This window comes from Cellulomonas alba, from assembly GCF_030362835.1.
Classification (GTDB): domain Bacteria; phylum Actinomycetota; class Actinomycetes; order Actinomycetales; family Cellulomonadaceae; genus Cellulomonas; species Cellulomonas alba.
On record NZ_JAUCGQ010000002.1, the window covers coordinates 128690 to 152327 of the forward strand.

Annotated in this window: 28 protein-coding genes and 4 tRNA genes; 21 read left to right on the forward strand and 11 right to left on the reverse strand. The window is 74.8% G+C overall.

The features are described 5' to 3' along the window. Positions 1-24 precede the first annotated feature (24 nt). The 4 genes from nagB (at position 25) to QRT04_RS13340 (ending at position 3682) form a co-directional block, all read left to right on the forward strand. Positions 25-807 carry a glucosamine-6-phosphate deaminase gene (nagB, locus tag QRT04_RS13325; RefSeq protein ID WP_289455963.1) on the forward strand — a complete coding sequence of 261 codons (783 nt, stop codon included), beginning with the start codon at positions 25-27 and terminating at the stop codon, positions 805-807. A 244-nt stretch (positions 808-1051) separates the two neighbouring features. Continuing rightward, a complete protein-coding gene (locus QRT04_RS13330; RefSeq protein WP_289455964.1) occupies positions 1052-1459 on the forward strand; it encodes a DUF3039 domain-containing protein in 408 nt (135 codons plus the stop codon). Continuing rightward, a complete protein-coding gene (locus QRT04_RS13335) occupies positions 1456-3270 on the forward strand; it encodes a DEAD/DEAH box helicase (protein WP_289455965.1) in 1815 nt (604 codons plus the stop codon). The genes QRT04_RS13330 and QRT04_RS13335 overlap by 4 nt, the downstream gene beginning before the upstream one ends. A gap of 256 nt (positions 3271-3526) precedes the next feature. Then, entirely contained in the window at positions 3527-3682 is a 156-nt protein-coding gene (locus tag QRT04_RS13340) for a hypothetical protein (protein ID WP_289455968.1), read from the forward strand. Between the two features lie 180 nt (positions 3683-3862). On the opposite strand, the gene QRT04_RS13345 is transcribed toward QRT04_RS13340, so the two are convergent. Continuing rightward, positions 3863-5185, reverse strand: coding sequence for a nicotinate phosphoribosyltransferase (locus QRT04_RS13345; RefSeq protein ID WP_289455970.1), 1323 nt, complete (start codon positions 5183-5185; stop codon positions 3863-3865). 81 nt (positions 5186-5266) lie between these two features. Here QRT04_RS13345 and clpS point away from each other — a divergent pair, with 81 nt between their 5' ends. The 7 genes from clpS to QRT04_RS13380 all read left to right on the forward strand — a co-directional run bounded on the left by clpS (position 5267) and on the right by QRT04_RS13380 (position 11147). Further along, positions 5267-5560, forward strand: a complete 294-nt coding sequence (clpS, locus tag QRT04_RS13350; RefSeq protein ID WP_289455972.1) for an ATP-dependent Clp protease adapter ClpS — start codon at positions 5267-5269, stop codon at positions 5558-5560. Next, positions 5560-6174: a DUF2017 domain-containing protein gene (locus QRT04_RS13355; protein ID WP_289455974.1), complete on the forward strand. Its 615-nt coding sequence runs from the start codon at positions 5560-5562 to the stop codon at positions 6172-6174. Before clpS ends, QRT04_RS13355 begins: the two co-directional genes overlap by 1 nt. Positions 6175-6183: 9 nt before the next feature. After that, positions 6184-6999, forward strand: coding sequence for a glutamate racemase (gene murI / locus QRT04_RS13360; RefSeq protein WP_289455976.1), 816 nt, complete (start codon positions 6184-6186; stop codon positions 6997-6999). Then, positions 6996-7784, forward strand: a complete 789-nt coding sequence (locus tag QRT04_RS13365) for an MBL fold metallo-hydrolase (protein ID WP_289455977.1) — start codon at positions 6996-6998, stop codon at positions 7782-7784. The genes murI and QRT04_RS13365 overlap by 4 nt, the downstream gene beginning before the upstream one ends. Positions 7785-7926: 142 nt before the next feature. Beyond that, positions 7927-8739 (forward strand): ribonuclease PH, encoded by an 813-nt coding sequence (gene rph, locus QRT04_RS13370; RefSeq protein ID WP_289455981.1) that lies wholly within the window; start codon positions 7927-7929, stop codon positions 8737-8739. Next, complete coding sequence (gene rdgB / locus QRT04_RS13375; protein ID WP_289455983.1) at positions 8736-9353, forward strand: RdgB/HAM1 family non-canonical purine NTP pyrophosphatase; 618 nt, start codon at positions 8736-8738, stop codon at positions 9351-9353. Before rph ends, rdgB begins: the two co-directional genes overlap by 4 nt. A gap of 90 nt (positions 9354-9443) precedes the next feature. Beyond that, the gene (locus tag QRT04_RS13380; RefSeq protein ID WP_289455985.1) at positions 9444-11147 is read left to right on the forward strand and encodes an ABC-F family ATP-binding cassette domain-containing protein; all 1704 of its coding nucleotides are present in this window, start codon (positions 9444-9446) and stop codon (positions 11145-11147) included. Here QRT04_RS13380 and QRT04_RS13385 read toward each other — a convergent pair. Beyond that, complete coding sequence (locus QRT04_RS13385; RefSeq protein WP_289455987.1) at positions 11144-11698, reverse strand: NUDIX hydrolase family protein; 555 nt, start codon at positions 11696-11698, stop codon at positions 11144-11146. The two genes, QRT04_RS13380 and QRT04_RS13385, sit on opposite strands and share 4 nt — an antisense overlap. A 131-nt stretch (positions 11699-11829) precedes the next feature. Between QRT04_RS13385 and trxA the strand changes: the two genes are divergently transcribed. Then, positions 11830-12201, forward strand: coding sequence for a thioredoxin (gene trxA, locus QRT04_RS13390; protein ID WP_289455990.1), 372 nt, complete (start codon positions 11830-11832; stop codon positions 12199-12201). A 137-nt stretch (positions 12202-12338) separates the two neighbouring features. Here trxA and QRT04_RS13395 read toward each other — a convergent pair whose 3' ends face one another. From QRT04_RS13395 to bcp, 3 genes are all read right to left on the reverse strand, one after another. Continuing rightward, the gene (locus QRT04_RS13395; protein ID WP_289455992.1) at positions 12339-12608 is read right to left on the reverse strand and encodes an acylphosphatase; all 270 of its coding nucleotides are present in this window, start codon (positions 12606-12608) and stop codon (positions 12339-12341) included. 111 nt (positions 12609-12719) lie between these two features. Next, positions 12720-12802, reverse strand: a tRNA-Leu gene (locus tag QRT04_RS13400). Positions 12803-12840: 38 nt separating this feature from the next. Further along, on the reverse strand, positions 12841-13317 hold the full coding sequence (gene bcp / locus QRT04_RS13405) for a thioredoxin-dependent thiol peroxidase (protein ID WP_289455993.1): 477 nt from the start codon (positions 13315-13317) through the stop codon (positions 12841-12843). Between the two features lie 134 nt (positions 13318-13451). Here bcp and QRT04_RS13410 point away from each other — a divergent pair, with 134 nt between their 5' ends. From QRT04_RS13410 to QRT04_RS13430, 5 genes are all read left to right on the forward strand, one after another. Continuing rightward, positions 13452-13748, forward strand: a complete 297-nt coding sequence (locus tag QRT04_RS13410; protein ID WP_289456358.1) for a GroES family chaperonin — start codon at positions 13452-13454, stop codon at positions 13746-13748. A gap of 200 nt (positions 13749-13948) precedes the next feature. Next, complete coding sequence (locus QRT04_RS13415; protein WP_289455994.1) at positions 13949-14224, forward strand: hypothetical protein; 276 nt, start codon at positions 13949-13951, stop codon at positions 14222-14224. 77 nt (positions 14225-14301) lie between these two features. Further along, positions 14302-14374, forward strand: a tRNA-Lys gene (locus QRT04_RS13420). Positions 14375-14590: 216 nt separating this feature from the next. Then, positions 14591-15034: a YciI family protein gene (locus QRT04_RS13425; RefSeq protein ID WP_289455996.1), complete on the forward strand. Its 444-nt coding sequence runs from the start codon at positions 14591-14593 to the stop codon at positions 15032-15034. Between the two features lie 149 nt (positions 15035-15183). Then, positions 15184-16641, forward strand: a complete 1458-nt coding sequence (locus QRT04_RS13430; RefSeq protein WP_289455997.1) for a dihydrolipoyl dehydrogenase family protein — start codon at positions 15184-15186, stop codon at positions 16639-16641. A 279-nt stretch (positions 16642-16920) separates the two neighbouring features. On the opposite strand, the gene QRT04_RS13435 is transcribed toward QRT04_RS13430, so the two are convergent. The 3 genes from QRT04_RS13435 to QRT04_RS13445 all read right to left on the reverse strand — a co-directional run bounded on the left by QRT04_RS13435 (position 16921) and on the right by QRT04_RS13445 (position 19630). Further along, positions 16921-17931 carry a glycine betaine ABC transporter substrate-binding protein gene (locus QRT04_RS13435; protein WP_289456000.1) on the reverse strand — a complete coding sequence of 337 codons (1011 nt, stop codon included), beginning with the start codon at positions 17929-17931 and terminating at the stop codon, positions 16921-16923. A 201-nt stretch (positions 17932-18132) separates the two neighbouring features. Next, positions 18133-18897 carry an ABC transporter permease gene (locus tag QRT04_RS13440; protein ID WP_289456003.1) on the reverse strand — a complete coding sequence of 255 codons (765 nt, stop codon included), beginning with the start codon at positions 18895-18897 and terminating at the stop codon, positions 18133-18135. Between the two features lie 40 nt (positions 18898-18937). After that, a complete protein-coding gene (locus QRT04_RS13445) occupies positions 18938-19630 on the reverse strand; it encodes an ABC transporter permease (protein WP_407653625.1) in 693 nt (230 codons plus the stop codon). Between the two features lie 140 nt (positions 19631-19770). Here QRT04_RS13445 and QRT04_RS13450 point away from each other — a divergent pair, with 140 nt between their 5' ends. The 3 genes from QRT04_RS13450 to QRT04_RS13460 all read left to right on the forward strand — a co-directional run bounded on the left by QRT04_RS13450 (position 19771) and on the right by QRT04_RS13460 (position 21956). Beyond that, a complete protein-coding gene (locus tag QRT04_RS13450) occupies positions 19771-20835 on the forward strand; it encodes an ABC transporter ATP-binding protein (RefSeq protein WP_407653626.1) in 1065 nt (354 codons plus the stop codon). Continuing rightward, the gene (locus tag QRT04_RS13455; RefSeq protein ID WP_289456006.1) at positions 20832-21782 is read left to right on the forward strand and encodes an ATP-grasp domain-containing protein; all 951 of its coding nucleotides are present in this window, start codon (positions 20832-20834) and stop codon (positions 21780-21782) included. Before QRT04_RS13450 ends, QRT04_RS13455 begins: the two co-directional genes overlap by 4 nt. Positions 21783-21880: 98 nt before the next feature. Next, positions 21881-21956, forward strand: a tRNA-His gene (locus tag QRT04_RS13460). Positions 21957-22034: 78 nt separating this feature from the next. Here the strand turns inward: QRT04_RS13460 and orn are convergent. Continuing rightward, positions 22035-22688 (reverse strand): oligoribonuclease, encoded by a 654-nt coding sequence (gene orn, locus QRT04_RS13465; RefSeq protein ID WP_289456363.1) that lies wholly within the window; start codon positions 22686-22688, stop codon positions 22035-22037. A 113-nt stretch (positions 22689-22801) separates the two neighbouring features. Between orn and QRT04_RS13470 the strand changes: the two genes are divergently transcribed. After that, the gene (locus QRT04_RS13470) at positions 22802-23161 is read left to right on the forward strand and encodes a TfoX/Sxy family protein (protein WP_289456007.1); all 360 of its coding nucleotides are present in this window, start codon (positions 22802-22804) and stop codon (positions 23159-23161) included. On the opposite strand, the gene QRT04_RS13475 is transcribed toward QRT04_RS13470, so the two are convergent. Both QRT04_RS13475 and QRT04_RS13480 read right to left on the reverse strand, forming a co-directional pair. Next, positions 23158-23430 (reverse strand): hypothetical protein, encoded by a 273-nt coding sequence (locus tag QRT04_RS13475; protein WP_289456010.1) that lies wholly within the window; start codon positions 23428-23430, stop codon positions 23158-23160. The two genes, QRT04_RS13470 and QRT04_RS13475, sit on opposite strands and share 4 nt — an antisense overlap. Before the next feature lie 130 nt (positions 23431-23560). Beyond that, positions 23561-23633 (reverse strand) — tRNA-Arg (locus QRT04_RS13480). Between the last annotated feature and the right edge of the window lie 5 nt (positions 23634-23638).

A 23638-nucleotide genomic window follows, 5' to 3' on the forward strand; every position in this document is an offset into this window, starting at 1 on the left:
CCGCGTGGAAGAGGAGGTGCGCTGATGGAGGTCGTCATCGCGCCCGGGCCCGCGCTCGCGCGGCTCGCGGCTGACGCGATCGAGGCGCTGCTGCGCCACCGGCCGGACGCCGTGCTCGGGCTCGCGACGGGCTCGAGCCCGCTCGCGGTCTACGACGAGCTCGCCCGGCGGCACGCCGAGGACGGCTTGTCGTTCGCGGATGCGCGCGCGTTCATGCTCGACGAGTACGTCGGGCTGCCGGCCGGGCACCCGGAGCGCTACCGCAACGTCATCGACCGCGAGATCGCGTCGCGCGTCGACTTCGCGCCCGACGCGGTGCAGGGCCCGGACGGTCTGGCGGCCGACCTCGCCGACGCGTGCGCGCAGTACGAGCGCGCGATCGCCGACGCCGGCGGCGTCGACGTCCAGCTGCTCGGCATCGGCACCGACGGGCACGTGGCGTTCAACGAACCGGGCTCGTCGCTCGCGTCGCGCACGCGCATCAAGACGCTGACCCGGCAGACGCGCGAGGACAACGCGCGGTTCTTCGACGGCGACCTCGACCAGGTGCCGACGCACTGCCTCACGCAGGGGCTCGCGACGATCATGTCGGCCCGTCACCTGGTCCTGCTCGCGACGGGACGGGGCAAGGCCGAGGCCGTGCACCAGCTCGTCGAGGGCCCGGTCAGCGCCATGTGGCCCGCGACGATCCTGCAGCACCACCCGCACGTGACCGTGCTGGTCGACGACGCGGCCGCGTCGCGGCTGCAGCTCGCGGACTACTACCGCGAGACCTACGCGGCGAAGCCGGCCTGGCAGGGCCTCTAGCGCGGCAGCCCGCCCAGTAGCCCGCCCAGTAGCCCGTCCGGGACTGCCTCGAGCTCTGTGCTCCCTGCCGGGACCTGTGGTCGCGACCACCGAACTCGGCGCGGAGCACAGAGCTCGTCGCGCTTCCGCGCCGGCCGCCCGGCGGACGGGTGCCTGGTCGGGACGCGATCGCGTGGCCGGCCTGGTCGGCGGCGCGGGCGGACGGGCGGCTGTCGTGTCGGTGGGGCTACGTAGACTCGCCCGCATGAGTGAGCCGCTGTCGCCGAGCACGCCGACCCCCGAGCCGCAGCCGGCGCCGATCGGGCCGGACCAGCAGACCGCGACGAGCGTGCTGGAGCGCGAGGAGACGCGCGAGCAGGTCGAGCCCGGCGACCACGAGCGGTTCGCGCACTACGTGCGCAAGGAGAAGATCCTCGAGTCGGCGATGTCCGGCAAGCCGGTCGTGGCCCTGTGCGGCAAGGTCTGGGTCCCCGGGCGCGACCCGAACAAGTTCCCGGTCTGCCCCGTCTGCAAGGAGATCTACGAGGGCCTCCGGGAACCGCAGGACGGCGAGGGGCAGGGCGGCCAAGGCGGCCAGGGCGGTGCCGAGGGCGGCGGCGGCTCGGGCGGCGGACGACGCTGGGGCTTCGGCCGCGGCTCGTCCGGCAAGTGAGCGCGGCACAGCGGCCGTCCTCCAGCACCTCGCACGCCTCGGCGTCGGCAGCCTCGAACCTGCCGCCGGCGTTCCCTGCGCGTGCGCCGTGGGGGACGGCGGGCAAGCTGCGGGCCTGGCAGGCCGAGGCGCTCGAGCTCTACCGGGAGCGCTCGCCGCGCGACTTCCTCGCCGTGGCGACGCCGGGCGCCGGCAAGACGACGTTCGCCCTGCGCATCGCGACCGAGCTCCTCGAGGCGCGGGTCGTGCGGCGGGTCACCGTCGTCGCGCCCACCGAGCACCTCAAGCGCCAGTGGGCGGACGCGGCGGCGCGGGTCGGCATCCGGCTCGACCCCCACTTCACGAACGCGCAGGGTCGGCACGGCCACGGGTTCGACGGCGTCGCCGTGACGTACGCGCAGGTGGCGAGCAAGCCCGCGCTGCACGCCGCGCGCACCGCGGCGGCCCCGACGCTCGTCATCCTCGACGAGGTGCACCACGGCGGCGACGCGCTCTCGTGGGGTGACGCCGTCCGCGAGTCCTTCGAGGGCGCGACCCGCCGGCTGTCCCTCACCGGCACGCCGTTCCGCTCCGACACCGCCGCGATCCCGTTCGTGGTCTACGCGCCCGACGGCGACGGCATCCGGCGAAGCGTCGCGGACTACACGTACGGGTACGGCGACGCCCTGAGAGACCACGTGGTCCGGCCGGTGCTGTTCCTGACGTACAGCGGCTCGATGCGGTGGCGCACGAAGGCCGGCGACGAGATCAGCGCGCGCCTCGGCGAGCCCCTCACCAAGGACATGACGGCGCAGGCGTGGCGCACCGCGCTCGACCCGAACGGCGAGTGGATCCCGAGCGTGCTCGCCGCGGCCGACCGCCGGCTCACCGAGGTGCGGCGGACCGTGCCGGACGCGGGCGCGATGGTCATCGCGACCGACCAGACCGACGCGCGCGCGTACGCCGGCCACCTGGCGCGGATCACGGGGAAGTCGCCGACGGTCGTGCTCTCGGACGACGACGGCGCGAGCGACCGGATCGACGAGTTCTCCGCGAGCGACTCCCGCTGGCTCGTCGCGGTCCGCATGGTCTCCGAGGGCGTCGACGTGCCGCGGCTCGCGGTCGGCGTGTACGCGACGAGCACGGCGACGCCTCTGTTCTTCGCGCAGGCGGTGGGCCGGTTCGTCCGCGCGCGCAGGCGGGGCGAGACGGCGTCGGTGTTCCTGCCGAGCGTGCCGCAGCTGCTGGTGCTCGCGAACAGCCTCGAGGCCGAGCGCGACCACGCGCTCGACCGGCCCAAGACGGCCGAGGAGGAGGGCGCCCTGTACAACCCCGAGGACGCGCTCGTCGCCGAGGCGAACACGGAGCGCCACGGGGCCGACGCGCTCGGGCCGGACGGCAAGCAGGGCGCGTTCGAGGCGCTCGAGGCGCAGGCGTCGTTCGACCGCGTCCTGTTCGACGGCGGCGAGTTCGGCACGGGCGCCGAGGTCGGCTCGGACGAGGAGCTCGACTTCCTCGGGCTGCCCGGCCTCCTCGACCCCGACCAGGTGTCCGAGCTGCTGCGGCAGCGACAGGCGGACCAGCAGGCGGGCAAGAAGCGCGCACGGTCCGGGCCGACGCCCGAGGAGATGGACCACCGCCGGCAGGCCGAGCTCCGCAAGGAGCTCGCGCAGCTGGTGGGCGCGTGGGCGCGCCGCAGCGGTCAGCCGCACGGCTCGGTGCACAGCGAGCTGCGCCGGCGCTGCGGCGGGCCCGAGGTCGCGCTCGCGGACCCCGGGCAGCTCGAGGCGCGCGTCGAGATGCTGCGCGGGTGGTTCGTCGGGCGGCGCTGAGCGCCGCGGGTCGCGCGCGATACGCCTCGCGTCACCCCCGTCACAAGGTCCGTCTCGCGATGTGGACGCATCGAGCGATTCTCATCCGTGCAGGTCAGCGCGCTGGACACGTGTCTGCATAACACCTGGCGCGATTCGTGCAACCGCACGTTCGGCGCGCGCACGGCGGTCGGCGCTGCCACTCTCGAATCAGGTCGACGGCCCCCCGAACCCGCGGGGGACGCCGCTTCCGGACCTCGACACAAGGAGGCTCGACATGCCGCTGTGGCTCACTCTCATCGTCGTCGGCATCGTGATGATCGTTCTCGGCGTCGCGACCAGCATCGGTTCGTTCCTGCTGTGGCTCGGAGTCATCGTGCTCGTCGTGAGCCTGATCATGACCTTCGTGACGCGCAGCCGGACGACTGTCTAGCCCACAAGGCGTACCACCAGGCGGCGGGGCGTCTCCCCTCTGCATCCCGCCACCGCACAGCGGCCCGCGGCCTCCCGGCCCGGGCCGCTGTGGTGCGTGCGGGGACTCTGCGGTGCGTGCGGGACGCTGCGGGGGAGGACGCCGTCGACGTCCGGCGGGCGAAGCGTCGGCGTCGCGCCGTCACCCGACGCGGAGCGTGCCGGTCGGCACCGCGGCCTCGTCGGCGGAGAGGCGTCGCGCACCGCGCGGCAGCTCGTCACGCGACGTCCGGTGCCGCAGCCGCGCGGCGTCGACCCCCGCCGCGCCCGCCCACCGCTCGTCGACCACGCCGTCGGCCACGAGCGGCACGTGCAGGGCGCGCACGCCGTCGCCCGGCTCCCACGCGCGCACCGCGTCGTCCGGTCCGACGACGAGCAGCTCCTCGGTGGCCCGTCCGTCCGGCCCGAGCCGCCGCCCGGCAGACTTGCGGCCGCCGACCGACGTCTTGGACGTCGACGCCTTCGCGACCGGCTCGAGCGCGCCGGAGCGCCCCTCGCGGGCCACGAGCTTGTAGACCATGCCGCACGTCGGAGCGCCCGACCCTGTCACCACGGAGGTCCCGACGCCGTACGAGTCGACCGGCGCGACGGCGAGCGACGCGATCGCATGCTCGTCCAGGTCGGACGTCACGACGATCTGCGTCGCGCGTGCTCCCGCCGCGTCGAGCTGCGCGCGGACCTCGTGCGCCAGCACGCCCAGGTCGCCCGAGTCGAGCCGCACGGCCCCGAGCGACGTCCCCGCCGCCGCGAGCGCGCGCTCGACGCCGCGCCGCACGTCGTACGTGTCGACCAGCAGCGTCGTCCCCGTCCCGAGCGTGGCGACCTGCGACGCGAACGCCGACTCCTCGTCGTCGTGCAGCAGCGTGTACGCGTGCGCTGCGGTGCCGATCGTCGGCAGCCCGTACCGCCGGCCGGCCTCGAGGTTCGACGTGCCGGCGAAGCCCGCCACCACCGCCGCGCGCGCCGCCGCGACGGCTGCCTCCTCGTGCGCGCGGCGGGAGCCCATCTCGAGGCAGGGCCGGTCGACGGCCGCGCTCGTCATGCGGGAGGCGGCGGACGCGACGGCCGAGTCATAGTTGAGGATCGACAGCACCAGCGTCTCGAGCACGACGGCCTCGGCGAACGTGCCCTCCACCACCAGCAGCGGCGACTGCGGGAAGAACGCCTCGCCCTCGGCGTAGCCCACCATCGAGCCGCCGAACCGGTAGGCGGCGAGGTACTCGAGGGTCGCGTCGCCGACCACGCGCTCGCGCGCGAGCCACTCGAGCTCGTCGGCGCCGAACGTGAAGTCGGCGAGCCGCTCGAGAACGCGGCCCGTCCCCGCCACCACGCCGTAGCGGCGTCCGGCCGGCAGGCGCCGGGTGAAGACCTCGAACACGCACCGCCGGTGCGCGGTGCCGTCGGCCAGCGCGGCCTCCAGCATGGTGAGCTCGTACCGGTCGGTGAGCAGCGCCGCGCTCGTCATGGGCGTCACGCTAGGCCCGGTGGCCGACCCGCGCGCTGCCGACGCGGCGCGCTCGCGGGCGCGCTGCCTACAGTGGGACGCGTGCCGGCCGGGACCTCGACGCAGGAGCGCGAAGAGACGCGCGAGGAGGCCGCCGTCGCCGATCCGTGGGTGACGATCGTGTGGAACGACCCCGTGAACCTCATGACCTACGTGACGTACGTGTTCGAGACGTACTTCGGCCACCCGCACGCCAAGGCGGAGAAGCTCATGCGCCAGGTCCACGAGGAGGGCCGCGCCGCGGTCTCCAGCGGGTCCCTCGAGCAGATGGAGGTCGACGTCGAGGCCATGCACGGGTTCGGCCTGTGGGCGACGCTCCAGCGCAGCGGCCAGTGATGCGCGCGTTCAAGGAGCGGCGCGGCGCATTCGTCGCCCGGGTCGGGCGCGACGAGCGCGAGGTGCTCGCGTCGCTCGTCGCTGACGTCGCGGAGCTGCTCGGTGGTGTGCGGCTCGAGGGCCTGGGCAGGGCCGAGCTCGACGCGCTCGTGGCGAGCGGGGACGACGCCCCGCGCCTGCGCACCGCGCCCGTGCCTGCGCCGGACGACCCCGCGGTCCGCCGCCTGCTGCCCGACGCGTCGCGCGAGAACCCCGAGGTGTCGGCCGAGTTCCGCCGGCTCACCGAGGACGACCTCCGGGCGCGCAAGGTCGCCCGGCTCGCACGGCTCTGGTCGGACCTGTCCGACCCCGCGGGCGACGACGCGCTCCGCGTGCCGCTCGACCGCGCGCCCGAGGTCGCGGCGACGTTCACCGACGTGCGGCTCGTCGTCGCGGAGCGGCTCGGCGTCACGACCGACGACGACGCGGAGCGCCTGTACGAGGAGGCGGCCCGTCCCGGCACCGACGCGACGCGGCACTACCTCGTCTCGGTCTACGCGGCGCTCACGTGGCTCCAGGAGTCACTGGTCACACTCATGCTCGAGCGGCACCGGCGCGGCGATGACGACGATTAGGCTCGCCCCGTGAACGACGCCCCCATCGGCATCTTCGACTCCGGCGTCGGGGGGCTCACGGTGGCCCGCTCGATCCTCGACCAGCTGCCGCACGAGTCCACGCTCTACATCGGCGACACGCTCAACACGCCGTACGGCCCGAAGCCGCTCGCCGTCGTGCGCGCCTACGCGCTCGAGGTCATGGACGACCTCGTCGACGCCGGGGTGAAGGTGCTCGTCATCGCGTGCAACACGGCGTCGTCGGCGATGCTGCGCGACGCGCGCGAGCGGTACACGCTGCGCCGGGGGATCCCGGTGGTCGAGGTGATCCTGCCCGCCGCGCGGCGCGCGGTGGCGGCGACGCGGTCGGGGCGCATCGGCGTCATCGGCACGCGCGCGACGGTCGAGTCGCGGTCCTACGACGACGCGTTCGCCGTCGCCCCGGGCATCACGCTGACGACGCAGGCATGCCCGCGGTTCGTCGAGCTCGTCGAGGCGGGCATCACGTCGGGGCCCGACGTGCTCGACGCGGCGCGCGAGTACCTCGCGCCCATCCAGGCGGCCGACGTCGACACGCTCGTGCTCGGCTGCACGCACTACCCGCTGCTGACGGGCGCGATCTCGTACGTGATGGGCGAGGGCGTGACCCTGGTCTCGAGCGCCGAGGAGACCGCGAAGGACGTGTACCGCACGCTCGTGGCGCACGGCCTCGAGCGCGACCCGTCGCTGGGCCCGGCCGAGCACCGGTTCCTCGCCACCGGGGACCCCGTCGACTTCCAGCGCCTCGCGCGCCGGTTCCTCGGGCCCGAGGTCGAGGCCGTCGAGCCCGCGGGGGTGCTCCGGTGAGGCTCGTCGTCGTCGGCTGCTCGGGCTCGTTCCCCGGGCCGGACTCGGCCGCGTCGTCGTACCTGGTCCAGGCGGAGGACGCCGAGGGTCGGACGTGGTCGGTGCTGCTCGACCTCGGCAGCGGCGCGCTCGGGCCGCTGCAGCGGCACGTCGACCCGCGCACGCTCGACGCCGTCGCGCTGTCCCACCTGCACGCGGACCACGTCGCGGACCTCGCGGTGCTCAACGTGCTGCTCCGGTACCACCCGGAGGGCCCCCGCGGGCTGCTGCCCGTGCACGGTCCGGCGGGCACCGCGGAGCGCGTCGCGCACCTCGCCGGCAAGGACCCCGCCACCGCGGTCGACGGCCAGTTCGAGTTCCACGACTGGCAGCCGGGCGCGCCGGTGCAGGTCGGGCCGCTGACCATCGAGCCGATCCCGGTCGCGCACCCGATCCCGTCGTTCGGCATGCGCGTCACCGGCCCGTCCGACGGCGACCCCTCCCGGCGCGTCACGCTCACCTATACCGGCGACACCGACGACTGCGCAGGGCTCGACGTGCTCGCGCGCGACGCCGACCTGCTGCTCGCCGAGGCCGGGTACGTCGAGGGGCGTGACGACGCGCTGCGCGGCGTGCACCTGACCGGACGGCGCGCCGCGGACCTCGCGCAGCGCGCTGGCGCCAAGCGGCTCGTCCTGACGCACGTCCCGCCGTGGAACGACCCGGCCGTCCCCGCGACGGAGGCGATGGCGGTGTACGACGGCCCGATCGCCGTGGCCGCGCCGGGCGCCGTCTACCCGCTCTGACGCACCGGGCTGGCGGACGCGCCGGGCTCGGGGCAGCCGTCCGGACGTCAGAGCGTGTCGCGACGTCCGGGCCCGTCCCGCCGCCGTGGGCCGCCGTGGACCGCCGAGGGTCGCGTCGGAGCCCGCCGGTAGGGTCGGCCGCATGACGAACGCCTCTGCCGCCCAGCCCGCCGGTGCCCTGCGCGCCGACGGTCGCGCCCCCGACCAGCTGCGCCCGGTGACCCTCACGCGCCGCTTCCTGGAGGCGGGCGAGGGCAGCGTCCTGGTCGAGTTCGGCGGCACCAAGGTGCTCTGCGTCGCCTCGTTCACCGAGGGTGTGCCGCGTTGGAAGAAGGGCTCGGGCGAGGGCTGGGTCACAGCGGAGTACTCGATGCTGCCGCGCGCGACGTCCACGCGGTCGGACCGCGAGTCCGTCAAGGGCCGCGTCGGCGGCCGCACGCACGAGATCTCGCGCCTCGTCGGCCGGTCGCTGCGCGCGATCATCGACGTGGCCGCGCTCGGCGAGAACACGATCGTGCTGGACTGCGACGTGCTCCAGGCCGACGGTGGCACGCGCACCGCGTCCATCACGGGCGCCTACGTGGCGCTCGCCGACGCCGTCACGTGGGCGACGCAGCGGGGCCTCGTCGCGCCCGGTCGCACCGTGCTGCGCGACTCGGTCGCGGCCGTCAGCGTCGGCATCGTCGACGGCGTTCCCGTGCTCGACCTGCCCTACGTCGAGGACGTGCGCGCGGAGACGGACATGAACGTCGTGGTGACGGGCTCCGGCACGTTCGTCGAGGTGCAGGGCACGGCGGAGCACGCGCCGTTCGACCGCACCGAGCTCGACGCGCTGCTCGACCTCGCGGTCGCGGGCACGGCGCAGCTCGCGGCGCTGCAGGAGGCCGCGCTCGCGGCCCCGCCGGCGGACGGCTCGGCGACGCGGTCGGTCGTCGTCGCAGGGCAGCCCGCATGACGGCCCCGCGGCTGGTGCTCGCCACGCACAACGCGCACAAGATCGGCGAGCTCCGCGCGATCCTCGCGCCCGCGCTGCCCGACCTCGACGCCGACGCGGTCGTCGGCGCGCGCGACGTCGGCGCGGCCGAGCCGGTCGAGGACGGCGTGACGTTCGCGGAGAACGCGCTCATCAAGGCGCGTGCCCTGGCGGCGTTCACCGGGCTGCCCGCGGTCGCGGACGACTCCGGCCTCGCCGTCGACGTGCTCGGCGGCTCGCCCGGCATCTTCTCGGCGCGCTGGGCCGGCCGGCACGGCGACGACGCCGCCAACCTCGCGCTGCTCGTCGCGCAGGTGGCCGACGTCCCGGAGCGGCACCGCGGCGCGCGGTTCGTGTGTGCCGCCGCGCTCGTGACGCCGGACGGCCGCGAGGTCGTCGAGACGGGCACGCTGGAGGGGACGCTCGCGTTCGCGCCGCGCGGCGAGCGCGGCTTCGGGTACGACCCGATCCTCGTGCCGGCGGGCGAGACCCGGACGTGCGCCGAGCTGACGGCCGGCGAGAAGAACGCGATCAGCCACCGCGGCCAGGCGTTCCGCGCGCTCGCCCCGGCGATCGTGGCGGCGCTGCGCGGATGACGGCGGTGCGCCGGTGCGCCGGTGCGCACCTGACCGGCGGGACGGGCTCCGCCCGCGGGGCCGGTCCGTGGACGTGACGGGGCACGCCTCGTGACGGCGACCACGCCGAGCGCGGCGACGGTCCAGCTCGTCGCCGACGCCGTGACCTTCGGGTACCCGGGCCGCCCAGTCCTCGACCGGCTCGACCTCGTGGTCAGCGCGGGCGACCGGGTCGGCCTCGTCGGCGAGAACGGCGCCGGAAAGACCACGCTGCTGCGCGTGCTCGCGGGCGACGTCGCGCCCACGTCGGGCGAGGTGCGCCGCGTCGGGACGCTCGCGACGGTCGAGCAGGAGCTCGTCCCGCAGCGCGGCGCGACGGTCGGGACCCTGGTCGAGTCGGCCCTCGCCGCGGTGCGGCACGCTGCGGACGAGCTGCAGGCCGCGGTGGCCGCGTTTGACCACGAGAGCGGTGACCTGTCCGCGCTGGAGCGTGCCGTCGCGCGGTTCGAGCACCTCGCGGCCTGGGACGCGGACCGCCGCGTCGACGAGGCGCTGACCCGGTTCGGCGCGCCACGGGACCGCGGCCGCGCGCTCGACGGCCTGAGCGTGGGGGAGCGGTACCGGGTGCGGCTCGCGTGCCGCCTCGCGGAGCGCACCGACCTGCTGCTGCTCGACGAGCCGACCAACCACCTGGACGCCGCGGGCATCGACTACCTCACGGAGCAGCTGCGCGACTGGCCGGGCGCGCTCGTCATCGTGACGCACGATCGCGCGCTGCTCGACGCGGTGATGACGGCGATCCTCGACCTCGACCCCGCGATGGACGGCCGGCCCGCGCTCTACGGCGCGACGCGGTACGCGGACTACCGGTTCGCGAAGGACCAGATGCTCCGGCGGTGGCGCGCCCGTTTCCGCGCCGAGCGCAAGCGCGCCGACCGCCTCGCGGAGCGGCTCGACGCCGCGTACGAGGGACTCTCGGACGAGTGGCGGCCGCCCAAGGGCTCGAACAAGCACCGCCGCGCGACGGGCGCCCGCCTGCACGTCAAGGCTGCGGACCGGCTCATCCAGCGGCTCGAGGCCGACGCCGTCGAGGTGCCCGTGCCGCCGCCCGCGCTCGCGTTCCCGGACCTGCCGTCGATCCCGCGCCCGACGGTCGACGGCGCGGTCGAGGCGCCCGCGGGCTCGGGGCTGCTCGGCCCGCTGCTCGAGCTGCGGGCCCCGCGCGTCGACGGCGGCCCCGGTCGCCCCCGCCTCGACCTGCCCGGCGTGCGCGTCGACGTGCCGCCGTGCGGGCGGCTGCTCGTCACTGGCCCGAACGGATCAGGAAAGTCGACGCTGCTCGCCGCGCTGTCAGGGTCCGTCGCGCTGGACCGCGGCGTGCGCACGGTCGCTCCGGGCGTCCGGCTCGGCGTGCTGGCGCAGGAGGGCCCGACCGAGCACGCCGACGCCGAGGAAGAGCGTCGGTCCGCGTTCGACGCGTACGCGCGGCACGCGCTCGACCTGCTCGCCGCGGGCGCGCTCGACCCGCAGCAGCTGGTTCCCATCGCCGCGCTCGGGCTGCTCGCCGACGACGACCTCGACCGCCCGCTGCGCGAGCTGTCGGTGGGCCAGCGCCGGCGCTTCGACCTGGCGTGCGCGCTGCTCGCCGCACCACACGTGCTGATCCTCGACGAGCCGACCAACCACCTGTCGGTCGGGCTGGTCGACGAGCTGACCGAGGCGCTGCGCGTCACGTCCGCCGCCGTGGTCGTCGCGACGCACGACCGGCGGATGCGCGCCGACCTCGCCGACTGGCCGGAGCTGAGGCTGGACTAGGGCATGCGCCCGACGAAGGCCATCGCCTGCCGCAGCAGCAGCCCCTGACCGCCGTTCATCTCGACCTGGACCTGCTCGGCGCACGCCTCCTCGGGCGTCAGCCACGCGAGGTCGATCGCGTCCTGCTGCGGGCGGCAGTCGCCGAGCACCGGCACCACGAACGCGAGCGACACGGCGTGCTGGCGCGGGTCGTGGTACGGCGTCACGCCCGGAGTCGGGAAGTACTCCGCGACGGTGAACGGCTGCGGCGACGCGGGGATCTGCGGGAGGGCGACCGGCCCGAGGTCCTTCTCGACGTGCCGCACCAGGGCGTCGCGCACGCGCTCGTGGTACATCACGCGGCCGCTGACGAGCGCGCGGGACATCACGCCTTCCGGCGTCACGCGCAGCAGAAGGCCCACCGCGACCACGTCGCCCGAGTCGTCGACGCGCACCGGCACCGCATCCACGTACAAGATGGGAAGCGTCGTCCTGATGCGGGCGATCTCTGGGGCGGGGAGCCAGCCGGCAGGGCGCTCCGGCTCGCGGGGGAACTCGGCGGACGCGGTCACCGTGTCTTTCTACCCCCCGGCGCGTCGGCGGGCCGAACGGCTCGCAGGGCGGCGCCTGTGACGCGGCCCACCGGGAATACCCGCGGGGCCGCGCTTGCTCTACCGCGTGGACACCGACGACAGGAGGAACCATGGCGACCAGCCACCTGACCGCTGAGACGATCGGCCAGACGATCAACGAGAACGACATCGTGCTGGTGGACTTCTGGGCGGAGTGGTGCGGGCCGTGCCAGCGCTTCGGTCCCGTCTTCGAGGCGTCGTCCGAGCAGCACCCCGACGTGGTGCACGCGAAGGTCGACACCGAGGCGGAGCAGCAGCTTGCGGCCGAGCTCCAGATCTTCTCCATCCCGACGCTGATGGCGTTCCGCGAGGGCATCCTGGTCTTCAACCAGGCGGGTGCCCTGCCGGCGCCGGCGCTCGAGCAGGTCGTGAAGGCCGTCAAGGACCTCGACATGGACGAGGTCCGGGCCAAGATCGCGGAGCGCGAGACCGCCGACGCCTGATCGACGGCGCGAGCCACACAGCCACACCGGCGAGGCCGGGTCCCCTCGGGGGCCCGGCCTCGTGGTCTTGCGGCGGCGGTGCTCGCGTCGGCCGGGGACCTCGAGGCCCGGCGCGATCCGCGGCTGACGGCGCGGTCTCAGCCGCGGATCTCGAACCCCGTCGGCGCGCCCCCGGGCTCGTCCTCCTGGGTGAGTGCCTCGACGCGCGCCCCGGGCGGCCCGGACCGCAGCCAGGAGACGAGCGCGCGCAGTGCGGCGTCGTCGCCGTGCGCCGACACCTCGACGGATCCGTCGGCCACGTTGCGCACCCAGCCCGTCACGCCGAGCCGCTCCGCCTCGCGGCGGCACGCCCAGCGGAAGCCGACGCCCTGCACGTCGCCCGTCACGCGGATCCGGCGGCCAGTCATCGGGCCAGTGTGCCGCCGGCCGACGGCGCCACGCGCGTCGGGCGACGGCGCTGTCGTGCGCGGCCGCTCGCGCTCCCCGCTCGTGCTCGGCCGCGCGGACCCGGCGTCGGGTGCGCGAGGCGGGACTTGAACCCGCACGCCCTCGCGGGCACCAGGACCTAAACCTGGCGTGGCTGCCGTTTCACCACTCGCGCGCGGTGCGAGTGTCCCACAGCGATCCGGCGCGCGGCCGTCAGGCGGCCGCGTCCACCCCCAGGTCGCGGCGGAGCTTCGCCACGTGCCCCGTCGCCCTCACGTTGTACTGCGCGAGCCGGACCCGCCCCTCGGGATCGACCACGACCGTCGACCGGATGACGCCGACCACCTTCTTGCCGTACAGCGTGCGCTCGCCCCACGCGCCCCACGCCTCGAGCACCGAGTGGTCGGTGTCGGACGCGAGCGGGAACGTCAGCTGCTCCGCCTCGACGAACGCCGCGAGCCTGTCGACGCCGTCGGGCGAGACGCCGACCACCTCGTAGCCCGCGCCCTGGAGCGACGCGAGCGAGTCGCGGAAGTCGCACGCCTCCTTGGTGCAGCCCGGCGTCATCGCCGCGGGGTAGAAGTACACGATCACCTCGCGTCCGCGCAGGTCGGACAGCGTGACGGAGCCACCGTCCGCGGTCGGGAGCGTGAAGTCGGGAGCGAGGTCGCCGGGGGCGAGTCGGGGCACGGGAACCTCCAGGGTCGCGGCGCGAGCGGCGCCGCCGGACGGACGGGGACGCGTGCGTCAGCCTATGTCGCGCGAGGTACGGTCGGGCCGTGACCGCCCCCGCCTCGGACGCCCGCTCCGGCCCGCCGATCCGCATGCTCAACGACCGGCTGCTGGTCTCGCTCGACGGTGACCAGGCCGAGCGCCGGTCGTCCGCCGGCATCGTCATCCCGGCCACCGCCGTCGTCGGCAAGCGGCTCGCGTGGGCCACGGTCGTCGCGATCGGCCAGCACGTGCGCCAGGTCGAGATCGGCGACCGCGTGCTGTTCGACCCCGACGAGCGCGCCGAGGTCGAGCTCGAGGGCGCGACGTACCTGCTGCTGCGCGAGAAGGACGTGCACGCCGTCGCTCAGCCTCGCGGCGGGGGCGAGGGGACCGGGCTGTACCTCTGACGCGGTCGCTGCGCGCAGCCGCGACGGCGGCGAGGCACCGCGCTGTCTCTCGGACGCCGTCTGGTCGCGGCCGGCGGCGGCGGCTGCCGGTGCGTCCCGGCGTCTCGTACCGCGGTGTCCGGAGCACGCGGCGCGTGCGCGGCGTGGGGTCTTGCGCCGGGTTCGTCTCGGTGTTGCCCTGAACGTGGTGGGGGTGAGGCGTGGATGACGAGAAGCCGGATGTCGGCGTCGTGCACGAGCCCGACGGCGACCCCGCGGACGAGGCGGGTGATGGGTCGCGCGACGACGCGGCCGACGCCGTCCGACGCGTGCGCGAGCTGCTCGCGCAGCACGTCCCGCTCGCGCTGATCGCCGACCTCACCGACGACCTCCCGCCCACCGCGGCCGACCTGGCGCACGACGAACGGGACGCGCCGGACGAGTCGCCCGGGGGCGCGAGGCACTCGCGCGGATCGGGCCGGGGAGAGGGCGCGTGAACCGCGTCACGTCGGCCCGGTCGGCGCCACCCCGATTTCCGTCCACCGCCAAGAGCCTGTAACGTTCTGCACCGCGCGCACCGCTAGCTCAATTGGCAGAGCAGCTGACTCTTAATCAGCGGGTTCAGGGTTCAAGTCCCTGGCGGTGTACAGCAGAAGGCCCCTGACCAGCGAAAACGCCCGGTCAGGGGCCTTCGTCATGTCCGTTGCCTCACCCCGTTGCTGACCACCGTGGCCACCGACCGCCTCGCGCGTCGAACCGTGGCACGCCCGAGGCGCGCGAAGCGGGTGCTGCCGTCCTGTCGAACCACGGTCCGGCCGCGCGTCATACGGTCGTCAGAGGAGCACGACCCGAGGAGAGCGAAGATGCCCCGATACCTGCTGATCGTCGACTTCCAGCCCGGGTGGGACGACACGCCCATGTCGCAGTGGGCGCCCGAGGAGATCGACGCCCACCTGGCCTACTACGGCGCACTCAACGACGAGCTGCGGGCGTCGGGCGAGCTCGTCGGCGGCGAGATCCTCGCCGGCCCCGACCACGCGGCCGTCGTGCGGTCGGACGGCGCGCGCTCGACGGTCAGCGAGGGGCCGTTCGCCGAGGTGTCGGAGTGGATCGCCGGGTACCAGATCGTCGAGGTGGCGTCGCGGGAGCGGGCTCTCGAGATCGCGGCCCGGGTCTCCGCCGTGCCGGGTCGAGGCGGTCGTCCGCTCGGGCAGCCGATCCAGGTCCGCGAGGTCGTCGGCGAGCCGCCGTCGAGCTCCGCCGAGATGGACGACTACCTGGCCGGCGCGACGTCCGCCGAGGGCTGAGCGGCTCGCGCTCTCGGCCGCTCCGACCGGGGTGCGGGCGCGCTGATTGGCTGCCCCGAGCTGCGGGTCGGACTGCGGGCACGGCGGCGGCGCGTGACGATGTCCCTGCGCGCCGGTCGGCGCCGCGACGGCGACGATCGGAGCGCACCATGACGGAGCAGCAGCACGGCGAGCAGTTCGACGTCGTGGTCGTCGGCGGGGGAGCGATCGGGGAGAACGTCGCCGACCGCGCCGGACGGACCGGTCTCCGCGTCGCGCTCGTGGAGCACGGTCTCGTCGGGGGCGAGTGCTCCTACTTCGCGTGCATGCCGTCGAAGGCGCTGCTCCGTCCCGGTGGCGCGCTGGCCGCCGCGCGTGCCGTCCCGGGGGCCGCGGGTGCAGTGTCGGGCGGCGTCGACGCCGCCGCCGCGTTCGCCTGGCGCGACGAGACGACGCACGGCTGGGACGACAGCTCGCAGGTCGCGTGGCTCGACTCCACCGGGATCACGCTGCTGCGCGGTCACGCCCGCTTCGTGGGGCCGCGGACGCTCGAGATCGCCGGTGGAGACGCGCCGCGCCGGGTCCAGGCGCGTCACGCCGTCGTGCTGGCGACGGGCTCGTGGCCGGTCATGCCCGACATCCCCGGGCTCGCCGACGTCGAGCCGTGGACGAGCCGCGACGCCACCTCGGCACACGCTGTGCCGCCCCGGCTCCTGGTGCTGGGCGGCGGCGTGGTGGGCGTCGAGATGGCGACCGCGTACACCGAGCTCGGCAGCCAGGTGACGCTGGTCGTCCGCGGTCCGCGGCCGCTCGCGGGCGCCGAGTCGTTCGCCGGCGACCAGGTCGTGACCGCGCTCCGGGAGCGCGGCGCTCGCGTGCTGCTCGGTTCGGAGGTCGCGTCGGTCCAGAAGACGCCGACCGGCATCGCCGTCACGGTGACCGGCGACGGCGCCGGGACGGTGGAGGTCGACCGCGTCCTCGTCGCCGCGGGCCGCCGCCCGGGGACCACCGAGCTCGGCGTCGAGACGATCGGCCTCGAGCCGGGACGGCCGATCCAGGTGGACGACGCGCTGTGTGCGACCGGCGTCGACGGTGGCTGGCTCTTCGCCGCGGGCGACGTCACCGGCCGCACCGGGACGACCCACCAGGGCAAGTACGACGCCCGGGTGGCGGGTGACGTGGTGGCCGCGCGGTTCGGGGGTGAGGACGACGGGCGCGCCGCCGAGTCGGGCGCGAAGCCGTGGAGCAGGTTCCGGGCGTCCGCCGACCACCAGTCCGTGCCGCAGGTCGTGTTCAGCCACCCGGAGGTCGCGTGGGTCGGGCTGACCGAGGCCGGTGCGCGCCAGGCGGGGCTCGACGTGCAGGTCGTCGACTACGACCTGGCCGACATCGCCGGCGCGTCGGTGTTCGCGAAGGACTACACCGGCCAGGGCCGGCTGGTCGTCGACCGCGCACGTGGGGTGGTGGTGGGCGCGACGTTCGTCGGCCCCGAGGTGGCGGAGATGCTGCACGCGGCGACGATCGCCGTGGTGGGCGAGGTACCGCTCGACCGTCTGTGGCACGCGGTCCCGGCGTACCCGACGGTCAGCGAGGTCTGGCTCCGCTTCCTCGAGTCCGCAGGACTCTGAACCCGGCGGACGCCTGAGCCGGCGCCCAGCCGCCCCGGCGTCGAGGCACCCAGGCCACCCGAGCGGCGGCCCAGGCCACCCGAGAGGCGCCCAGGCCACGCGAGCGGCGCCCCGGCCACCCGCCGAGGCGCGGCCAGGGCACCAGAGGCGCGGCCGGGCCGCCAGAGACGCGGCCAGGCCGCCAGAGACGCGGCCGGGCCACCGACGGGCGGTCGCGCGGCCCACGGGACGGCCGGTCGGCGCGCGATCCGCGTCGTCCGGCCGCCCCGGGGCGGAGCGTCAGCCGGCCAGCGCGCCGTCGCTCGAGAGCACCAGTCCGATCGCGGCGTCGCCCTTGAGGATGGCGGCGTCGATCAGGCCGAAGTCGTACGACTTGAACTGCGAGAACGTGAGGCCGTACGTCTTCTCGAGGCCGGGCTGGCAGAACGGACGGTCCGGGCACTCCGCGGGACCGGCGAGCACCAGCGAGCCGCACGCGGAGGCGAGGTCGCTGAGGGTCTTGACGTTGTGCTGCGTCGCGAACTTGTCGGTGACCGCGAAGGCGTTCTGGTCCTGCGCCGCCGACGCCTTGCCGACCGTGAGGCCGGCCTTGTCGGCGAGCGGGGTCAGCGCCGCGACGGTCTTGTCGATGTCGGAGGACGCGACCGACGGCGCGCTGGCGCCGTTCTCCTTCGTGTTGAGGAAGTCGGCGAGCGTGGCGGCGTACTCCGGCACGACCGAGATCGTGCCCTTCTCGAGCGCCGGGAGGTACGTCTCGCGGTTGCCGATGGTGCGGACGTCGACCTTGTAGCCCGCCGACTTGAGCACCTCGCCGTAGATCTCGGCGAGCGTCGAGCTCTCCGAGAAGTTCGCCGCGCCGACTGTCACCGAGACGCCCTTGCCGGACTTGTCCGTCGCCGCGAGGTTCTTGTCCGTCACGAACTGCTTGGCGACGTCGCTCGAGGTCTGCCGGTCGATGTCGACGGACTTGTTCAGCGAGATCAGCGTGGGCGTGTCGAGGACGTCCGAGACGGAGTTGAGCAGGTCGATGATCGCGGGGCTGTTCGTCGCCGCGGCCTTGTTGACCGCCGGGATGATGTTGTCCGAGTTCTGCAGGCCCTTGTCGTCGGTGAGGACGACGAGCTTGTCGCCCGCGACGGGCGCGCAGGCCGCGGCGGCGGTGGCGCCGGCGCTCGTCTCGGGGGCGGCGGCCTGGGTCTTGCCCCCTCCCGAACCCGGCGATCCGCAGCCGGCGAGCAGGAGGGCGGCCGTCGCCACCACGGTCACGGCAGAAAGTCGTGCGACACGCATGAGGTGCTCCTCAGGATGGGGACGGTCGAAGGGGAGTGGTCCATTCGAAACCGGACAAGGGCAGTCCGGCAACTGTTTGACGTGCGCAATCACCGCGACACGCCGTGCGCGGCGGAACTCGGCCGCCGACGCGGGGCCTCGCGGTGGGCCGACTGGCACTCGGCCGCCGCGCGGACACCGAACGCCATGCGCCGCCCTGCGTCATGCGTGCACCGTCTCGGCGTCTGCCGGAGACTCGGCGGCCACGTGCCGCCGCCTGCTCCACGGCGACCGTCGGCCGGCGCGCGGGAGGCCGTCGCGGCCCAGGGCGCGCAGCCCCGGGGGGGTGACGACGCGCTGCACGATCGCGAGCAACCCTTCCGCCACCAGGCACAGCGCGGCAACGAGCAGACCGCCGGCGAGCACCTGCCCGTACCGCTGCGTGCCGAAGCCCTCGACGACGATCGACCCGAGCGAGCGCCCGCCCACGAGCGCCGCGAGCGGGACCGTCGCGAGCACCTGCACGGCACCCGTCCGGATCCCGGCGGCGAGCTGCGGCACGGCCAGTGGCAGCTCGACCGACCACAGCACGCGCGACCCCGCCATGCCGACGCCACGCGCGGCGTCCCGCACGTCGGCGTCGACCTCGCCGAGCCCGACGACGGCCCCGGAGAGCAGCGGCGGCACCGCGAACACCGCGCACGCGAGGACTGTGGCGGTGTTGCCGAACAACCCGCTCGCGGCCAGCAGCGTCAGCAGCGCGAGCGTGGGCAGCGCGCGGGTCGTGTTCGCCACGACCACGCCCGCCACCCCGCCGCGTCCGCGGTGACCGAGCCAGAGCCCGATCGGCAGCGCGACGGCGGCGGCGAGCAGCACCGCGAGCACCGACACCTCGACGTGCGCGATGGCGAGCGCGATCACACCGTCGGGCCCCTGCCAGTTGAGGGGGTCGTTCAGCCAGCGGAAGGCCTCCGTCAGCACGTCCACGGCACACCCCCGAGCAGGCGTCCGGCCCTCGTCGCGCGCGTCATACCGGCCTCGTCCCCCGCGTGCCGCGGGTCCACGGCGTGAGCCCGCGCCCGATCGCCGCGATGGTGAGGTCGAGCACGAGCGCGAGCACGAGGCACAGCACCGTGGCCGTCATGATCTCGGCGTGGTAGTCGCTGCGGAACCCGCGGAACATCAGCTGACCGAGGCCGCCGTACCCGACCACGACGCCGACCGTCACGAGCGCCACGGTCGTGACCGTCGCGAGCCGCACGCCCGCGACGATCGTCGGCACCGCCTGCGGCAGCTCGACGCCGAACAGGAGGCGAGCGCGCCCGTAGCCCATGCCGCGGGCCGCGTCGCGCACCGCGGGGTCCACCCCCTGCAGCCCGACGAGCACGTTGCGGACCAGCACCAGGAGCGCGTACGCGACGAGGCCGATCAGCACCGTGGTGCGGCCGATGCCGGTGTACGGGGCGAGCACGGCGAACAGCGCGAGCGACGGGATCGTGTAGAGCACGCCCGCGGTGCCGAGGAACGGACCGGCCAGGCGCGGACGCAGGTGCGCGAGCGCGCCGAGCGGCAACGCGACGACGAACGCGATCGCGATCGCCTCCAGGGTCAGCGAGACGTGCTGCTCGAGGGCCTGGCGGATGTCGTCGGCGTTGCGCGTGACGTACTGCCACGAGAACCACGGGTTCGGTGGCGCGTCGGCGAGCACGGCGATCAGCACCCGGCGAACGTACCCACCCGGTCCGACACGCGCTGGCCGACAGGACGTCCTCGCAGGTCACGGGCTTGCGTGCCCGACCGGTGGACCGGAACGACCATCCCGAGCGGCGCCTGTCGGTGGCTGCGGCTAGCGTCCGGCGGGTGAGCACCGAGCCGACCATCAGCTTCGAGCACGTGCGCAAGGAGTACGACTCCGCGCGCGCCGCCGCCCGAGGCGCAGCCGTCGACGACCTGAGCCTCGACGTCCGCCCCGGCGAGGTGCTCGTGCTCGTCGGCCCGTCGGGCTGCGGCAAGTCGACCACGCTGCGGATGGCGAACCGGCTCGTCGAGCCCACGTCAGGCCGCATCCTGCTCGAAGGGGAGGACGTCACCCACGTCGATGCCGTCGCCCTGCGTCGGCGCGTCGGGTACGTGATCCAGCACGTCGGTCTGTTCCCGCACCGGACTGTCGCGCAGAACGTCGCGACGGTCCCGCGGCTGGTCGGGTGGGACCGCAAGCGCACCGCGAGTCGTGTCGACGAGCTGCTCGCGCTCGTGGGGCTCGAGCCCGCCCGGTACGCGCGTCGGTACCCGCACGAGCTCTCCGGCGGCGAGCGCCAGCGGGTCGGCGTGGCCCGCGCGCTGGCCACCGACCCGCCGGTGCTGCTCATGGACGAGCCCTTCGGTGCGGTGGACCCCGTCGGCCGGCGCCGGCTGCAGGCGGAGTTCGCGCGGATCCAGCGCGAGGTGGGCACGACGGTGATGCTCGTGACCCACGACATCGACGAGGCCGTGCGGATGGCGGACCGGGTCGCGGTGCTGAGCCGGGGCGCCCACATCGAGCAGCTCGCGTCGCCGCTCGACATCGTGGCGCGGCCCGCCACGGACGCCGTCGCGGACCTCGTGGGGCGGGGGCGGATCGCGCGCCTGCTCGCGCTCGGCCGGCTCGACCGTGCGGATCTCGACGCACCGGCGTCCGGTGGCGCCGGTGACGGGGTCGAGCTCGGTGCCGAGCTGGGCGACGTGCTCGCGGCGTTCGTCACCGGCGACCGCGCGTCCGTGCCGGTGCGCGAGGGCTCGACGGTCGTCGGCTCGGTGACACCGGCCTCGGTGCTGCGCGCGCTGCGGCGCCTGACGGACGACGCGCCCGACACCACGGGCGCCGCGGAGACGGGTGCCGGACCCACCGAGGGCGCCGACGAGCCCGTCGGTACGCTGCCCTCGTGACCACCGCCGCGGGCTCGACCCACCAGCGCACGGCACGTCTGGCGTTCGCGACCTGCGCCGGCCTGCCCGACCTCGACCCCGACGACCACGAGCTGCGCGAGGCGCTCGACGCCCAGGGCTTCCCGTCGGACGTCAAGGTCTGGGACGACCCGACGGTCGACTGGGCCGCGTACCCGCACGTCGTCATCCGCTCGACGTGGGACTACACCGACCGGCCCACGCAGTTCGCCGACTGGGCCCGCCGCGTGCAGCGCACGAGCACGCTGCTCAACCCCGCGGCGGTCGTCGCCTGGAACCTCGACAAGACGTACCTGCGCGACCTGGAGCGCGCAGGGCTGCCGATCGTCCCGACCATCTGGCTCGACCCGGAGCGCAACCTCGACGCGCGCGCGATCCACACGCGCTTCCCGGCGTTCGGCGACTTCGTCGTCAAGCCGACGATCAGCGCCGGCTCGCGCGACACCGGCCGGTACGAGGCGGGTCAGACGCAGTCGCGCTCCCTGGCGATCACGCACGCGAAGAACCTGCTCGGAGTCGGGCGCCGCGTCATGATCCAGCGCTACCTCCAGCGCGTGGACACCGAGGGCGAGACCGCGCTGATCTTCGTGGAGGGCGAGTTCAGCCACTCCGTGCGCAAGGGCGCGCTGCTCGAGGGGCCGTACCGAGCCGAGGAGCACGAGGGCACGCTCTACCGGCAGGAGGCGATGACGGCGCGCGACGCGAGCGAGGCCGAGCTCGAGGTGGCCAAGCGCGTGGTCGCGGCGCTGCCCGAGGTCGTCCCCGGCGTCGACGGCCCGCTGCTGTACGCGCGCGTCGACCTGATCCCCGACGCCGACGGCCACCCCGTGGTGCTGGAGCTCGAGCTGATCGAGCCGTCCTTCTTCTTCCACCTCGCGCCGGGCTCGGCGCAGCGTTTCGCCGACGCGATCGCCGCGCGCCTCGGCTGACCCGCGGCGGGGAGCCGGACCCGGACGGCGATTCGGAGGCGGTCCGTCGAGCCGGTACACTTCTCGACGGCTCGCGGCGTACGCGCCGGGTTCCGATGGTGGCTATAGCTCAGTTGGTAGAGCACCTGGTTGTGGTCCAGGGGGTCGCGGGTTCAAGTCCCGTTAGCCACCCCACACCTTCGAAGGGCGTCGACATCGCGGTCGGCGCCCTTCGTCGTCGGTGCCAGTCGTCGTCTGTGCGCGGCGGGGTGCTCAGGCCTCCGGCAGGACGCCCCGCTTGACCGTGGTGGCCACGACCTCGGCCGCGATCGCGCGCGCCGACGCCGAGTCCGGCCCCGGCGAGGCGGGCATCAGGGCCGCACGGTAGTAGCGCAGCTCGTCGATGCTCTCCAGGATGTCGGCCAGCGCGCGGTGACCGCCGACCTTCGGCGGCGACGCGAAGTAGACCCGCGGGTACCAGCGCCGGGCGAGCTCCTTGATCGACGACACGTCGATCACGCGGTAGTGCAGGTGGCCGACGAGGCCCGGCATGTCCCGGTCGAGGAACGCCTTGTCGGTGCCGACCGAGTTCCCGGCGAGCGGCGCTTTGCGGGGCTCCGGCACCCAGCGGCGGACGTACTCGAGCACCTGGGCCTCGGCGTCCGCGAGGCTCGTGCCCGACGCGAGCGCGTCGAGCAGTCCGGACGTCGTGTGCATGGTCCGCACGAAGTCGCCCATCTGGGCGAGCGCGGTGGCCGGCGGCGCGATCACCACGTCGACGCCCTCGCCGAGCACGCGCAGCTCCGAGTCCGTGACGACGGCCGCCACCTCGACGAGCGCGTCGGCGCCGAGGTCGAGCCCCGTCATCTCGCAGTCGACCCACACGATCCGGTCGGCGCTCTCGTGGCCGTTGGTCTGCTGCGGCACGGCGGCCGCGGACGGATCGGGCGTCGCTGCGCTTGTCACGCCGGTCAGCCTAGGGGCTGCCACCGCTGCGCGCGGGCCGGGGTCGTGTCGGTGGCCGGGTCTAGCGTCGCGTCATGGCCTACGACGAGGTGCTGCTCGGTCGGCTGCGTGACGAGCTTGCCGACGTGCTGGACGTGAGCGAGAAGCGGATGTTCTCGGGCGTCTCGATGCTGGTGGCCGGTCGCCTCGCGGTCGCCGTCACCAGTCAGGGGCTGCTCGTCAGGGTCGGCCCGGACGGCGCGACGGAGGCGTACGCGCGGGGCGCCGAGCCCTTCGTCATGCGCGGACGGCCGATGACGGGCTGGGTGCTCGTCACCGACGAGGGCCTCGACGACGACGCCCTGCACGCGTGGGTCACGCAGGCGCGAGCGGTGGTGGCCGAGCTCCCGCCGGAGCCCGAGCGTCGCCAGCGCCGTGCGCCGGCGTCCGGCTAGTGGTGCCGGTCGGAGGCGTCGTCGGACGAGCCGTGCGCGTGGCCCGGCACCGTCGACGCCACCCACGCGAAGAGCGGGACGGCGACGAGCGCCGCGCCGCCCACCAGCAGGGCGGTGCTCCAGCCGACGTCGGCCCACCGCAGCACGAGCAGCGTCACCGCACCGGCCGCGACTCCGAGCCCGGCGCGCTCGAGCCAGGTGACGACCTGCGCCCGGCGCCGGCTGCGCGGGTCCGCGACCGGCTCGGCGCCCGAGGCGTGCCGACCCATCAGCCCTCCCGCGGGGCAGCGCAGGGGCGGGCGGCACGCGGCATGGCGTCATGGTGGCACGTCGACCGCGAACCCGACGCGTGGACGGGTCGCGTCGCGGCGGTGCCGCCCGATCAGGGCCTCGCGGACGCGCCCCCGGCAGGACTCGAACCTGCAACCGACGGATTAGAAGGCCGTTGCTCTATCCGTTGAGCTACGGGGGCTGTGC

Excerpts from the sequence above, each read along its gene's own strand:
- QRT04_RS13340 (WP_289455968.1), top strand. The coding sequence starts at position 3,527 with ATGCCGCTGTGGCTCACTCTCATCGTCGTCGGCATCGTGATGATCGTT.
- QRT04_RS13355 (WP_289455974.1), top strand. The coding sequence starts at position 5,560 with ATGCGCGCGTTCAAGGAGCGGCGCGGCGCATTCGTCGCCCGGGTCGGG.
- nagB (WP_289455963.1), top strand. The coding sequence starts at position 25 with ATGGAGGTCGTCATCGCGCCCGGGCCCGCGCTCGCGCGGCTCGCGGCT.
- QRT04_RS13330 (WP_289455964.1), top strand. The coding sequence starts at position 1,052 with ATGAGTGAGCCGCTGTCGCCGAGCACGCCGACCCCCGAGCCGCAGCCG.
- QRT04_RS13395 (WP_289455992.1), bottom strand. The coding sequence starts at position 12,608 with ATGACTGGCCGCCGGATCCGCGTGACGGGCGACGTGCAGGGCGTCGGC.
- rph (WP_289455981.1), top strand. The coding sequence starts at position 7,927 with ATGACGAACGCCTCTGCCGCCCAGCCCGCCGGTGCCCTGCGCGCCGAC.
- QRT04_RS13410 (WP_289456358.1), top strand. The coding sequence starts at position 13,452 with ATGCTCAACGACCGGCTGCTGGTCTCGCTCGACGGTGACCAGGCCGAG.
- QRT04_RS13435 (WP_289456000.1), bottom strand. The coding sequence starts at position 17,931 with ATGCGTGTCGCACGACTTTCTGCCGTGACCGTGGTGGCGACGGCCGCC.
- QRT04_RS13345 (WP_289455970.1), bottom strand. The coding sequence starts at position 5,185 with ATGACGAGCGCGGCGCTGCTCACCGACCGGTACGAGCTCACCATGCTG.
- QRT04_RS13475 (WP_289456010.1), bottom strand. The coding sequence starts at position 23,430 with ATGGGTCGGCACGCCTCGGGCGCCGAGCCGGTCGCGGACCCGCGCAGC.
- QRT04_RS13430 (WP_289455997.1), top strand. The coding sequence starts at position 15,184 with ATGACGGAGCAGCAGCACGGCGAGCAGTTCGACGTCGTGGTCGTCGGC.
- QRT04_RS13470 (WP_289456007.1), top strand. The coding sequence starts at position 22,802 with ATGGCCTACGACGAGGTGCTGCTCGGTCGGCTGCGTGACGAGCTTGCC.
- trxA (WP_289455990.1), top strand. The coding sequence starts at position 11,830 with ATGGCGACCAGCCACCTGACCGCTGAGACGATCGGCCAGACGATCAAC.
- rdgB (WP_289455983.1), top strand. The coding sequence starts at position 8,736 with ATGACGGCCCCGCGGCTGGTGCTCGCCACGCACAACGCGCACAAGATC.
- QRT04_RS13425 (WP_289455996.1), top strand. The coding sequence starts at position 14,591 with ATGCCCCGATACCTGCTGATCGTCGACTTCCAGCCCGGGTGGGACGAC.